Source organism: Paraburkholderia phymatum (assembly GCF_038900715.1).
Taxonomy (GTDB): Bacteria; Pseudomonadota; Gammaproteobacteria; order Burkholderiales; family Burkholderiaceae; genus Paraburkholderia; species Paraburkholderia phymatum_A.
Genome location: NZ_JAYMRZ010000003.1, coordinates 30,020 through 42,424 on the forward strand (window position 1 = coordinate 30,020; position 12,405 = coordinate 42,424).

Genomic DNA, 12,405 nt, shown 5'->3' on the forward strand with positions numbered 1-12,405 from the left:
GCGTGCATGCCTGAACGCGGGCGACATGACTTTTCAAAGGCCATGTCGCCCGCTTTTCATTTCGGCCGCACAAAAAACCTGCCGGAAAGAACTATGATATATAGGGAAAACCCTTGATTCGCAGTTGCTCTATTCGAGCCGTACCCGCATGAAACGCATTGCCGCCTTTTGCCTGACGACGTGGTCCGCCGCAGCAGTTCTCTATTTCGGCCAGCACTCGGTTTCACTGATCGTGTTGAGCGGTGTGATCGTGTTCGGCGGCTTCGATCTGCTGCGCCCCTGACCGTCCCAAGCCCCGCTTAACCGCGCCATCCATTTTCTTCGTGACATGATGGAAATCCATCATTTTTGCGCGTGAGGCCAAGCTCTCCTTCTACTATCTTTGTGCAAACGGAATAAGTCCTGAAGCGTCCCGCTGAAGGAAAACCCGCAAACGCAAAGCATGCAACAACAAACTTGCATGGGACCCGAGTAAGGAGACAACTCATGTCCTCGACTTCAGCCGTCGATGGCCGCGCAACGGCGCCCGAGGCGGACGACCCGTCGTTCGACGCGCGCATCGCTCAGCAGTGGTATCAGCCGCGTATTTCGCGCGCGGTACTCAAGGAACTGATGAAGCGCGACGATGCCGCGGGCCTGCGCAATTTCATTCCGTGGCTCGTGCTGCTCGTCGCGTCCGGCGCCGTGGCGGCCTTCGCGTGGGGCACGTGGTGGGCCGTGCCTGCGTTCTTCGTCTACGGCACGATCTATTCGTCGAGCGACGCGCGCTGGCATGAGCTGTCGCACGGCACGCCATTCAAGACACGCGGGATAAACGACGCGCTCTATCACCTGTCGTCGTTCATGACGATCCGCGAAGGCTACTGGTGGCGCTGGAGCCATGCGCGCCACCACACGCATACGTACTTTCAGACGCGCGACCCGGAAATTCAGGTCACGCGCCCGACGAAAGTACTGCCCATCATCCTCGATTTCGTCGGACTGGTCGGCAGCTCGCTCGAAATCAGGAAGATCGTGCGCCACGCATTCGGCCGCGTCGATGCCGCCACCGACGCCTTTCTGCCCGCAAGCGAAAAACCCAAGATGATCTGGTCGTGCCGAATCTATCTGGCCATCGTGATCGGCACGATTGCACTGGCGATTGCCATGCGCAGCTTTCTCCCGCTGATGTTCGTATGGACGCCACGCTTTTATGGCGGCTGGCTGCATCAGTTGCTCGGCCTCACGCAGCATGCGGGGCTTGCCGTCAACGTAAAAGATCATCGGCTGAATACGCGCACCGTGCATACGAACTTCGTGTTCCGCTTTCTTTATCTGAACATGAACTATCACCTCGAGCATCATCTGCTGCCGATGGTGCCGTTTCATGCACTGCCGCGTCTTCACGAAGAAATCAAGGACCAGTTGCCGCCCGCGTATCCGAGCGTGTATGCCGTGTACCGCGAAATGGTGCCCGCGTTGTGGAAGCAGCGCACGGACCCCACGCATGTGATCGAACGAAGCCTTCCCGCTGCTTGACGTAGAAGAACACTAAAGGAGAGAAGAGCACCATGAGTGTCGAAACGAATGCAAAGATCCACTGGATTGCGGCGTGCGCGCCCGACGATATCGACGAAGAAGACGTCATGCGCTTCGATCACGATGGCGCGAGCTACGCGGTCTATCGGATCGCGGATCGCTACTATGCGTCCGACGGCTGGTGCACGCATGAGCAGGCGCATCTCGCCGATGGCTTCGTCGTGAACGGCGAAATCGAGTGTCCGTTGCACCAGGGACGCTTCGACATTCCCAGCGGCAAGGCAATGAGCGCGCCCGTATGCGTGCATCTGAAAACGTACCCCGTGCGCGTCGAAAACGGCGAAGTACTGCTTGGCCTTCCCGTGCAGGAGGCGTCATGAGCACAAGTCCCGCGATGGTGATCATCGGCGCCGGCCAATGCGGCGCGCGCACCGCGCATGCGCTGCGCGAAAACGGCTGGGACGGCGAGATCACGCTGCTCGGCAACGAATGCACGGCCCCTTACGACCGGCCGCCGCTGTCGAAGGCCGTGCTGCTCGGCGAGCGAAGCACGGCGCAGTGCGCGTTCTATGACGAAGCGTTCTATCGCGACCGGCGCATCGATCTGCGTGTCGATGCATGCGTGCAGCAGATCGATCGCGGCGCGCGCAAGGTCATCCTGAAGGATGGACGCAGCATCGACTATCAGCGTCTGCTGATCGCGACGGGTGCCGAGCCGAGGCGTCTCGACGTGCCGGGCGCGAATCTCGAAGGCGTGTATCTGCTGCGCACGGCAGACGATGCGAACGCGCTCGCCGAGGCATTGCGGCCTTCGCGTCGCATCGCGATTGTCGGCGCGGGCTTCATCGGTCTCGAAGTCGCGGCGTCGGCCGTGGCGCGCGGCTGCGAAGTGGTCGTCATCGAAGCGGGCGCGCGTGCGTTGATGCGCGCGGTGCCCGAAGTCGTCGCGGGCTATCTGATCGACAGGCATCGCGAGATGGGCGTGAAGATCCACTTCGCCGCGCAGATCGAACGGCTGCTCGGCACGACACGCGTGACGGGCGTCAAGCTCAAGGACGGCACACAGATCGCGTGCGATTGCGTGGTCGTCGGCATCGGCGTGAAGCCGCGCACTGAACTGGCCGAAGCCGCGGGCATCGACGTCGCGGACGGCATCGCCGTCGACGATACGTTGCGCACGAACGACCCGCATATCTTCGCAGCAGGCGACGTGTGTTCGTTTCCGCATCGTCTGTTCAGGCGGCGCATGCGGCTCGAATGCTGGAAGAACGCGGAGGACCACGCGCGCATCGTCGCGCGCAACATGCTGGAGCGTGGCGAAACGTATTCGGAAGTGCCGTGGTTCTGGTCGAATCAATATGACATGACGATTCAGATTGCGGGCATGCCCGCATTCGGCGTGCAAACCGTCGTGCGCGAAACGGGCGCGACGTCGCGCATTTTCTTCGCGCTCGATCGCGACGGCGTGCTGGTCGGCGCGAGCGGCGTCGGCAAGCTCGCCGAGATCGCGCGCGATGTGCGCGTCGCGCAAGCGCTGATCGCGCAACGTGCATGCATCGAGCCCGCAAAGCTCGAAGATCCCGCCGTCAAGTTGAAAGGTCTCGTCGCCGTGGAGGCGGCATGACTTGATATGCGATCTGTCGAATGACGTGACGTGGGATTAAGCATTGGCGCCCGAGATCAATCGGTAAGCGGCAGATTCTCGCGCAACAGTACCGACACGGGAATCTGCTGCGCCAACGTCACGCCCGGATCGCGATGATAGTGACGCAAGATGATCTCGATCGAATGCAGCGCTTCTCCGATCGGGTTTTGATCGAGCACGGCATCGAGCACGCCTTCGATCAGAAGACGTCGCGAAGTGTCGTTGAGTTCGTGTCCGATCAGCACGGTCTTGTGAACACGGTCCGTTGCGCGCAGCGCGTTGCCGATGCCTTCGTCGCCGACCGAGATGTTGTAGATGCCGCGCAGATCCGGATAGCGGCGAAACGCATCGCGCGTCAGGCTTTCGGTGATCGACGACTGTTCGCGGCTCTCGACTGTCTCGACGATGTCGCAAGCCGGAAAGCGTCGCCGCAGCACGGAACGAAAGCCGCTTTCGCGCTCTTCATGGCCGAGAAAATCATGCATGCCCGTCATCACGAGCACCTTGCCGCCCGCATCGCCGAGAAAGCGGCCCATCAGCTCGCCGGCGACGCGTCCCGCGCAGCGGTTGTCGATGCCCACATACGCGAGCCGGCCTGTGCCCGGCAGATCGCTTGCAAGCGTGACGACAGGCATTTTGTGGCTCACGTGGCGCAGCGCCGCCGTGATATCCGGATGCTCGTATGCGACGATCACGAGCGCATCGGCCTTGCGCGTCGCCCGCTCGATCGCTTCGACGACGGCATGCGGTTCGAGGCTGTCGAAGTACGTGACCGCGCAAATCACACGCTGCGTTTCGAACGTCTTTTGCGCGAGCTCGAAACCCTGCTTCAAATGCACGTAGTACTGCGCGACGGGCTGCTGCAACAGGATCGCGATGCGCAGCCAGCGCACCGACACGGACTCCAGCGCACGATCGATTTTCAGCTTGCGCGCCCATTCGAGCACGCGGGTTTCCTTGTCGCGCGATACGCCGCCGCGCCCGTTCAATACGCGATCGACAGTCGCCTCGCTGACACCCGCCGCGCGCGCGATGTCACTCATGCTCGTCTTGCGGCGGCGGGACTCGGTCATGATCGGATTCGTTGTGATCGGAATAGCGCAATGATCGCATCGACGCCGCGCGCGCAGCAAGCCGCGTGATGCCGCTATTCATCGCAGTACCTTGCTCTCACCATTGAACGAATGACAGGAGACAACGCATGGGCCAATTCGATTCGAAGATCGCCATCGTCACGGGCGGATCGCAAGGGCTAGGCGCCGCCATTGCCGCGCTGTTCGTCGAGCGCGGCGCGCGCGGCGTCGTCATCTGCGGCCGCGCGAAAGAGAAAGGCGAAGCGAAAGCGCGCGAACTGAGCCAGCTCGGCGAAACGCGTGGCGCAAAGATCGTGTTCGTGCAGGCGGATCTCGCGAATGTCGATGAGTGCCGCAACGTCGTCGCCACTGCCGATCAACAATTCGGGCGTATCGACGTGCTCGTGAATGCGGCGGCACTGACCGATCGCGGCACGATCCTCGATACCGATCCCACGCTCTTCGACCGCATCTTCGCAACCAATGTGCGCGCACCGTTCTTTCTGATGCAGGAGACGATTCGCGTCATGTTGCGCGAGCGTATCGAAGGGACGATCGTGAATATCGGCTCGATGTCCGCGAAGGCTGGGCAGCCGTTCATTTCCGCGTATTGCGCATCCAAAGGCGCGCTCGCGACGCTCACGCAGAACGCCGCATATGCGCTATTGCGCAACCGTATTCGCGTGAACGGGCTGAACCTGGGCTGGATGGCTTCAGCGGGCGAAGACCGCATTCAACGCGAGTTTCATGGCGCAACCGACGACTGGCTGCACCAGGCGGCCGCCATGCAGCCGTTCGGCAGACTGATCGATCCAGCCGAAGCCGCGCGCGCCGTCGCGTTTCTCGCGAGCGATGAATCGGGCTTGATGACGGGCTCAATCGTCAACTTCGATCAGACGGTGTGGGGCGCATATGAAAATGCGCCGCATCCGGCCGAGCCCTTGAAGTACATCTGAGTTGAGTAGCGTTGCCTGCTGCGTAGCCTTAAAGTTGCATTTCGCAGCAGGCAAGCGCGAGAGCGTCACTCTTGCGTAATGCGCAGGTCGGGGTTCTTCTGCGCGATTTCCGATACCCAATCGACGAACGCGCGCAGCCGCGAACTGAGATTGCGGCGATGCGGATACACAACCGAAAGCGGCGTCGACGGAATGTTGTATTCGCTCAGGATTTCCCGCAGCGCGCCCTGTTTGATGAGTTCGGCCACCATGAAGCGCGACGGCTGGATGATGCCGTGCCCCAATGCGCCCGCATTGATATAGACCGAGCCGTCATTGACGGCCAGCACGCTCTTCATCTGCACTCTCACCACTTCTCCGCCGACGCTGTACTCGAATGGAAAAGTTCTTCCCGAGCGCGCCGACACGTAATTCACCGCCTGATGCTGGCTGAGTTCTTCGAGCGTTTTAGGCGTGCCGTGCCGTTCCAGATACGCCGGCGACGCGCACGTGACAATGCGCGCATTGCCGATGCGCTTTGCGACGAGGCTCGACTCTTCGAGCATGCCCATGCGAATCACGCAATCCACGCCGTCCTGAATCAGATCGATATTGCGATCCGCGAGACCCAGGCGCACGTCGATTTGCGGATAGCGTTGATAGAAGTCTTCGAGCGAAGGCAGCAGCAGCGCCCGCGCAAGTGTGCCCGACGTATCGACGCGTACCGTGCCTGTCGGACTCTCCCGCTTGTTCGACAACGACGATTCGGCGTCCGCCACTTCGGCGAGAATGCGCACGCATCGCTCGTAAAACAGCGCGCCGTCTTCCGTGACGCTGACCTGACGCGTCGAACGATTCAACAGACGCACGCCGACGTGCTCTTCCAGCGCCTGAATCGTCCTGCTCACCTTTGCGCGCGGCAAGTCGAGCATTTCTGATACCTTTGAAAAGCTGTTCGCATCTACCACACGCGTGAAGATCTCCATTGCCTCGAAGCGGTCCATTTCCTGTGCCCTGTCATTGTTTGGCGGCGAAAACATCCGGCGTGGCGGTTCTGCCATGTCGGAGGGTTCGACGTGCCGTCGGTCCGGCTGCCCGACTGCCTATTGCGCGCAGCCTGGCTGACGCAAAAATAACATGGAGAAAATCGCCATGCGCGAGAAGGGGCGCGAACAGCATGGCTTTATCCGCGGACAGCGGATCGCTCGCAGCCGTTTTTAAACGGCCTTATAAACGCTGCCGATTTATTGCCTTCGCGCACAGGGCATTAGTCCGGTTATGACTAATATTATTTCCTTTCCGAGGATAGTATGGATATTTACTGTTAAAGCGGCGCTTTATCTATGATCCAGATCGAGCGCTGCCGGTTTTAAGTAAATACCCAAAAATGATTCGCCTTAATGCCCGCAAACACAGTTATCTGAAATCGCGTACCGACGAGCCTAAAAGTGTGACTATCTGATGTCATGCTTCACATAATGCCTGTGAGGCACGCAGAACGCCCGCGCCCGCCGCAAGGCACAGGCAAACGATTGCCAGTCAGCCGAAACGATGCCGGTACATTTTCCTGTTAATCGCGTTTTGCGCAGGCAATAATTGCCGCGCATTCCCACGACAAAACCTGCGCAAATATACTGCTAATTCCGATTGAAATTTGACAATTGCCGCATTAGTATGAGTTCCCCGTCGATGTGCCGCATCTTCAGACGGAAAACTTCGAATCAATATTTACCGCTCGCAAATGCGCTCTCAGGTCACTTATGCATGCGAGCGGGCGCGATGCGCCTTTCAGGAGACACACGTGCTGAGCCCACACGAATTTGCGACGCTCATGCTTATCAAGGACGCGAAACACCAGTCGGACTTCGATCGGGCCGACCTGATCGCGCTGGCCGATCGCGAGCTGATCAACATCGGCCTGCCCGACGCGCCCTGCATCGTTCCGTGCGTCACAGACCGCGGGCATGCGCTGCTCGCGCGGCTTGGCGCTGCGCAGCCATGACGTCACCCGGCGCGAATACGCGCCGTCGCCGTACGGATAAACGCGTTACGGCAAATCCCATGCAACCGGTTGGCGCCGATCATCCAGCGATCGATGCCAGTCAATCTTTCGCGCATTCAACCTTGCGAGGCCCTGCGATGTTCATGTCCATCGACGAAGTGACTGCCGCACAGAAAGCCCGGGTTCAGACGTTCTACGACATCGCGAATGAAGCGGTGAGTGGCTTTGAGAAACTTGTTCAATTGAATTTCCAGGTATTGCGCGACGGCTCGCAACGCGCGATGAATGCACTGGCGAATGGCGAGATGCCGGGTGCCGGCGCGTTCAAGGCCGGCGATCTGTCCGTCGTCGAGCGCACCGCGCTCTACAACCAGCAGGTGTACGACATCATCGCGAGTACGCAGGCGGCCATCATGAAACGCGCGACCGCGCAGTACGAATCGCAGATCGGCGCGGTCAAGGCCGATCTCGATGACGCCGCGCAGCGCGCGCCGGCGGGCGCCGAGGTCGCCGTGACGGCGATGAACACTGCCATTGCAGCGGCCAACGAGTTTTACGAGAGCATCTGGAAGACGGCGCGGCAAGCAGTCGAAACCGCGGAGAGCAATCTGAACGTGGTGGCGCGCAATACGAAAAATATTTCGCACGCGGCCTGAATAGAGAGGCTCGCGGCAAAAAGGAGTAGGAAACCGGACGCGATTCCCCGCATCAGGCGCATTTTGCGGCCCGCTTTCGAGCGGGCTTTTTTTCGTCTCGCAGTCGTACCGGTCGTACATCTTTCGCCGTACATCTCCCGCTGAACGTCGCATGTCGAGAGCGAGGCACGCGACGTGCTACCTCGCCACGGACGTCTTTACCGGCACATGCCGTCCGCCCATGCCACCCACGCAAATATTTCTACACCGATGAAAAGACTTCCAGGTCTACTCGTCTGTTGCGCAGCCAGCCTGCTCGCGGCATGCAGCAGCGTCGGCCCGACGCGGCTAAAGGCCGATCAGGTCGACTATTCACGCGCACTCGGCGAAGCAAAGAAGCGGGAAATACTCGCGGCGATCATCGCTTTGCGCTTCGCCGATGCGCCTTCGTTTCTGACAGTGAGCCAGATCATCGCCGCCTATAACGTCGATGCATCCGCTTCTTCCACGCTCAATGCCGGTTCGGGCGCGGTGCCGAACTACGCGTCCGTGACAGGAACCGTGTCGTATTCGAATCACCCGACATTCACATTCACGCCGACGACAGGCGAAGCCTATGCACAGGCGTACATCCGCCCGCTCGCGCCGACGCTCGTCCTTCCCCTCGCCGAAGGCGGCATACCAATCGATCTGTTGCTGCGCATTTCGGCGCAATCGATCGGTGGCCTGCAAAACGGTAGCGCGCTCGGCGGAGAAAACAGTGCGGGGTCGCCGCAGTTCTTTCAACTGATCCAGGCATTGCGCCGCCTGCAAATGGCGGGCGAACTGAATGTCGAATCGCGTACTGTGAAAAACGAGCAGCACGTCTATCTGATACTGGGCACGGCAACGACGACGGACGCCCAAAAGGCCGCGCCCGATTTGCAGCTGGTACGCAAGCTCCTGCATCTCAATGCGAAGACGGGCGACTATGAAATCGTTTACGGTCAGTCGTCGCGCGGCGGCAATCAGATCGCAATGCTGACGCGCTCGGTGCTCGGCATCCTGACCGATCTCGGCGCGCAGGTGCACGTGCCCGATCACAAGATCGAAGATGGTTCGACGAAGCCGACAGTCACGCTAGTCGGCGGCGAAACGCGGCCGACGATCATCGTGCAGAACGGCGACAAGCCGCCCGCCGATGCATACGCCGCCGTTCGCTATGGCCCGTCGACGTACTGGGTCGACCGCGCGGATTTCGATTCGAAATACGCGTTCACGGTGGTCCAGAATCTGATGGCGCTCGCCGAAGCGGAAACAAGCAGCAAGGCGCCTATCGTGACGATTCCAGCGAACTGATGCATACGCCGATGCGAGCACAACAGAAGAACCGGGCCGCATTTTCACGCGGCCCGTCCTTGCTGATGCGCTTACGCGCGCAGCGACTCTTTACCGGCCGAAATAAACGCCCTTCGTGCCGTCGTTATTGCGCTGGCGCATCGGCTGCGGCACCATGCCCGACGCCGTCGCGCCATTCGTCACGCCGCCGTAGCCTTCCGTCTGGCCTTGCTGTTTCGACAGACGGCGTTCGGCCGCCTGCGCGTTTTGCGGATAATCGGTGCGGTCGCCATCGCCGGGACGATAGCCTTCGCTTTCGACGTTTCTCAGGTCCTGTTTCACTTCGCCGCGAGTAACCGGCTGATTCTGCTGGACGGCTGTTTGCGCGTAAGCTGCGGCGGAAATACCTGTCAGTGCTGCAAGAATAGCGACATGCTTGACCAGTTTCATGACTCCCTCCATGAAGTAACCAGTACGAGTGTTATTGCGCAAACCCTGTACCAGTGAACATCATGAAAGGAACATGAAAAGACGCTAATCGGCGCGCATTGTCTATTTCCTTGCAGCCTTTACCGGACGCGCAATCGATGCGCTTTTGGCAGGTTTCAACGTGCTTTCGTTGCATGCGCCACAAATCAACGCGACACCTTCTGCCGCCGTTGCGCGCAGCGACGCCCGCGAATCGCCAGCACGCGAACGTAGCGCGAGACTATGCATGATCGCGGACGCGACGCGCGCCAAAACGGCAGCATCCGCATTCGCGGAAAGTTCTCCATCGGCCTGCGCACGCCGTATGCGCCTTTCGAACGCGCGATCAAACGATTTGAGTCCTTGAGTCAATCTGATACGCACTTCTTCATCGACTTTCGATTCAACGACCGCCGTGCCGATCAGAAAGCAGCCACGCGGCGCGCCGCCCGCTGGCAAGTAAAGCGCGAGCGAGCCGTCATAGACGCGTTGCAATGCCTGCGCCAACGGAATGTCGTCGCTCAATGCAGATTCCATTGCCTGCACACCCGCTTCGACATAGCGATCCAGCGTGTTCAGATAGAGCGCATGCTTGTCCCCGAACGCGCCATAGAGACTCGGGCGGTTCATGCCCGTCGCCTCGCTCAGCGCGTCAAGCGACGTGCCCGAATAGCCGTTCATCCAGAATGCGTCCGTGGCATTGCTCAGCGCTTCGTCCGCATCGTAAGCGCGTGGCCGGCCGCGCGCGCGCTTCTCGTTTTTTGTACCGTCTCGCATAGAAATATTTGACACCGTCGATTTTTGTTCACTATAGTACAAAAACAATCCAACGATCAGGAGACGTCGCCATGGATCTCTATTTTTCGCCGCTCGCGTGCTCGATGGCCACGCGCATCGCGTTTTACGAAGCCGGCGCGCTGGCCGGATTCATTCAGGTCGACACAAAAAAGAAGAAGCTGCGTGACGGCTCCGATTTCTATGCGATCAACGCACTCGGCCAGGTGCCCGTATTGCGCACCGACGAAGGCTGGCTGTTGACGGAAAACACGGCTATCCTGCCCTATGTCGCCGACCTGTTTCCCGCCGCAGGGCTCGCGCCTTCGCCGGGCACACCGGAGCGCGCGCAACTGCAGCAATGGCTCGGCTTTATCAGCACGGAATTGCACAAGGGCGTGTTCGTGCCGGTGCTCGATCCCACCGCGCCGCCCGAAGCGGCGGAATATGCGCGGCAGAAGCTCGCGCGGCGGTTCGATCTGTTGCAGGCGCATCTCGCGGCACACGAGTACCTGGTCGATCGTTTCAGCGTCGCCGATGCGTATCTGACGACTGTACTGAACTGGGCGAAGTACTGCGGCGTCGATCTCGCGCAATGGCCGGCTGTCGATGCGTACTTCCAGCGCAGTGTCGCGCGGCCGCATGTGGCGAGAGCATTGTCGGAAGAGATGGCGCTGTTTCGTGAAGAACAGGCCCAGCAATAGCGGGCTAACGGGCTACGTGGGGCTTTGATCGATGAAAGTGAACCGGATCGTCTCGAACATCGAGGTCAAGGACACGGCTCGGGCGCAGCGTTTCTATCAGGAGATTCTCGGCCTGGATCTGCTGATGGATCTCGGCTGGATTCGCACATACGGTTCTTCGGACCAGTCGATGACCGTGCAAATCAGCTTCGCGGAGGAAGGCGGTTCGGGTACGCCGGTGCCCGATGTTTCAATCGAAGTCGACGATGTGGACGCCGCATTCGACGCAATGAACGCAGCCGGATTCGCGGTCGAATACGGCCCCGTCGACGAACCGTGGGGCGTGCGGCGTTTTTATGTGCGCGATCCGTTCGGCAAGCTCGTGAACATCCTCGCGCATCGCTAGCATACGAGCGCTTGCACGCGTGCGGGCGTCGTGAGGGCCGAAGGCCGCGCTACTTGCTCTCGATCAGCTTGACGAGCGTATGCAACAGCCGGTTCGACGGCGTCGCCACGCCGAGCGCATCGCCGCGCCGCACGATCAGCCCGTTCAAATGGTCGATCTCGCTGCGCTTGCCGCGAGACAGGTCCTGTGCCGTCGACGAATACTGCCCCGGCATCGTCTCTGCGATCATGCGCACGGCCGCGTCGACGTCGCCGGGAACGGTGACGCCGTCCGCCTTCGCAACGGCGAGACATTCGTCCACGATATTCCGCATCACGGCCTTCACGCCCTCGCCCTGCACGAGCTGGCCATAGGGCAACTGCGTAATCGCCGACAGCGCGTTGTACGCGCAGTTCAATATCAGCTTTGCCCACAGCGCGCCGCGCACGTTGTCGGAGATTTCCGTCGGCACGCCCGCCGCGATCAGCGCCCGCGCGACTTCCGCGCTTGCCTTCGATGGCTCGATCACCAGCTCGCCGCGCCCATGATGACGGACGTGCCCCGGTCCCGCCATTTCGGTCGCGACGTAGACGACGGCCGCGGCCACTTCCTGCGGCACGACACTGCGCACTTCGTCGGCATTCTCGACGCCGTTTTGCAGCGAGAGAACCAGCGTATCGGGCGCAAGAAAGGGCTTGATTGCGAGGGCGGCGCTGCGGGTGTCGGTGGACTTTACGCAGAACAGCACGAGCTTCGCGCCCTGCACGGCACTCGCATTCGTGCTGGCGGCGAGAGGGATCTGCTCGTCGAATGCCTGCGTTTCGAGCCGAAGGCCGCGACGCGCGATCGCGTCGACATGCTGAGGGCGTCCGATCAATACCACTTCATGTCCCGCGCGCGCCAGCATCCCGCCGTAGAAGCAGCCCACTGCGCCTGCGCCCATCACCGCAACTTTCATAAGCAACGCTCT

General features: G+C 60.6%; 15 protein-coding genes. 10 read left to right on the forward strand and 5 right to left on the reverse strand.

Features of this window, described 5'->3' with window-relative positions:
• Window positions 1–148 precede the first annotated feature (148 nt).
• From VSR68_RS06485 to VSR68_RS06500, 4 genes are all read left to right on the forward strand, one after another.
• Window positions 149–283 carry a hypothetical protein gene (locus VSR68_RS06485; RefSeq protein ID WP_087737313.1) on the forward strand — a complete coding sequence of 45 codons (135 nt, stop codon included), beginning with the start codon at window positions 149–151 and terminating at the stop codon, window positions 281–283.
• Between the two features lie 203 nt (window positions 284–486).
• On the forward strand, window positions 487–1,518 hold the full coding sequence (locus tag VSR68_RS06490) for a fatty acid desaturase (protein WP_342939028.1): 1,032 nt from the start codon (window positions 487–489) through the stop codon (window positions 1,516–1,518).
• A gap of 32 nt (window positions 1,519–1,550) precedes the next feature.
• Window positions 1,551–1,898 (forward strand): non-heme iron oxygenase ferredoxin subunit, encoded by a 348-nt coding sequence (locus tag VSR68_RS06495; protein ID WP_342939029.1) that lies wholly within the window; start codon window positions 1,551–1,553, stop codon window positions 1,896–1,898.
• Window positions 1,895–3,142, forward strand: a complete 1,248-nt coding sequence (locus VSR68_RS06500) for an NAD(P)/FAD-dependent oxidoreductase (RefSeq protein ID WP_342939030.1) — start codon at window positions 1,895–1,897, stop codon at window positions 3,140–3,142. The genes VSR68_RS06495 and VSR68_RS06500 overlap by 4 nt, the downstream gene beginning before the upstream one ends.
• A 56-nt stretch (window positions 3,143–3,198) precedes the next feature.
• Here VSR68_RS06500 and VSR68_RS06505 read toward each other — a convergent pair whose 3' ends face one another.
• Window positions 3,199–4,236 carry a LacI family DNA-binding transcriptional regulator gene (locus VSR68_RS06505; protein WP_342939031.1) on the reverse strand — a complete coding sequence of 346 codons (1,038 nt, stop codon included), beginning with the start codon at window positions 4,234–4,236 and terminating at the stop codon, window positions 3,199–3,201.
• A gap of 128 nt (window positions 4,237–4,364) precedes the next feature.
• Here VSR68_RS06505 and VSR68_RS06510 point away from each other — a divergent pair, with 128 nt between their 5' ends.
• Window positions 4,365–5,192, forward strand: a complete 828-nt coding sequence (locus tag VSR68_RS06510) for an SDR family oxidoreductase (RefSeq protein ID WP_342939032.1) — start codon at window positions 4,365–4,367, stop codon at window positions 5,190–5,192.
• Between the two features lie 65 nt (window positions 5,193–5,257).
• Here the strand turns inward: VSR68_RS06510 and VSR68_RS06515 are convergent, their stop codons facing one another.
• Window positions 5,258–6,175, reverse strand: coding sequence for a LysR family transcriptional regulator (locus VSR68_RS06515; RefSeq protein ID WP_342939033.1), 918 nt, complete (start codon window positions 6,173–6,175; stop codon window positions 5,258–5,260).
• Between the two features lie 797 nt (window positions 6,176–6,972).
• Here VSR68_RS06515 and VSR68_RS06520 point away from each other — a divergent pair.
• The 3 genes from VSR68_RS06520 to VSR68_RS06530 all read left to right on the forward strand — a co-directional run bounded on the left by VSR68_RS06520 (window position 6,973) and on the right by VSR68_RS06530 (window position 9,146).
• Window positions 6,973–7,173 (forward strand): hypothetical protein, encoded by a 201-nt coding sequence (locus VSR68_RS06520; RefSeq protein WP_342939034.1) that lies wholly within the window; start codon window positions 6,973–6,975, stop codon window positions 7,171–7,173.
• 143 nt (window positions 7,174–7,316) lie between these two features.
• Window positions 7,317–7,829: a phasin family protein gene (locus tag VSR68_RS06525; protein WP_342939035.1), complete on the forward strand. Its 513-nt coding sequence runs from the start codon at window positions 7,317–7,319 to the stop codon at window positions 7,827–7,829.
• Between the two features lie 249 nt (window positions 7,830–8,078).
• On the forward strand, window positions 8,079–9,146 hold the full coding sequence (locus tag VSR68_RS06530; protein ID WP_342939036.1) for a hypothetical protein: 1,068 nt from the start codon (window positions 8,079–8,081) through the stop codon (window positions 9,144–9,146).
• 90 nt (window positions 9,147–9,236) lie between these two features.
• On the opposite strand, the gene VSR68_RS06535 is transcribed toward VSR68_RS06530, so the two are convergent.
• Both VSR68_RS06535 and VSR68_RS06540 read right to left on the reverse strand, forming a co-directional pair.
• Window positions 9,237–9,575, reverse strand: coding sequence for a DUF4148 domain-containing protein (locus tag VSR68_RS06535; RefSeq protein WP_342939037.1), 339 nt, complete (start codon window positions 9,573–9,575; stop codon window positions 9,237–9,239).
• A 102-nt stretch (window positions 9,576–9,677) separates the two neighbouring features.
• Window positions 9,678–10,370 (reverse strand): TetR/AcrR family transcriptional regulator, encoded by a 693-nt coding sequence (locus tag VSR68_RS06540; protein WP_342939038.1) that lies wholly within the window; start codon window positions 10,368–10,370, stop codon window positions 9,678–9,680.
• 71 nt (window positions 10,371–10,441) lie between these two features.
• On the opposite strand from VSR68_RS06540, the gene VSR68_RS06545 reads away from it, so the two are divergent.
• Both VSR68_RS06545 and VSR68_RS06550 read left to right on the forward strand, forming a co-directional pair.
• Entirely contained in the window at window positions 10,442–11,071 is a 630-nt protein-coding gene (locus tag VSR68_RS06545; RefSeq protein WP_342939039.1) for a glutathione binding-like protein, read from the forward strand.
• A 31-nt stretch (window positions 11,072–11,102) separates the two neighbouring features.
• Window positions 11,103–11,456 (forward strand): VOC family protein, encoded by a 354-nt coding sequence (locus VSR68_RS06550; RefSeq protein WP_342939040.1) that lies wholly within the window; start codon window positions 11,103–11,105, stop codon window positions 11,454–11,456.
• A 49-nt stretch (window positions 11,457–11,505) separates the two neighbouring features.
• On the opposite strand, the gene VSR68_RS06555 is transcribed toward VSR68_RS06550, so the two are convergent.
• Complete coding sequence (locus tag VSR68_RS06555) at window positions 11,506–12,393, reverse strand: 2-dehydropantoate 2-reductase (RefSeq protein WP_342939041.1); 888 nt, start codon at window positions 12,391–12,393, stop codon at window positions 11,506–11,508.
• Window positions 12,394–12,405 lie beyond the last annotated feature (12 nt).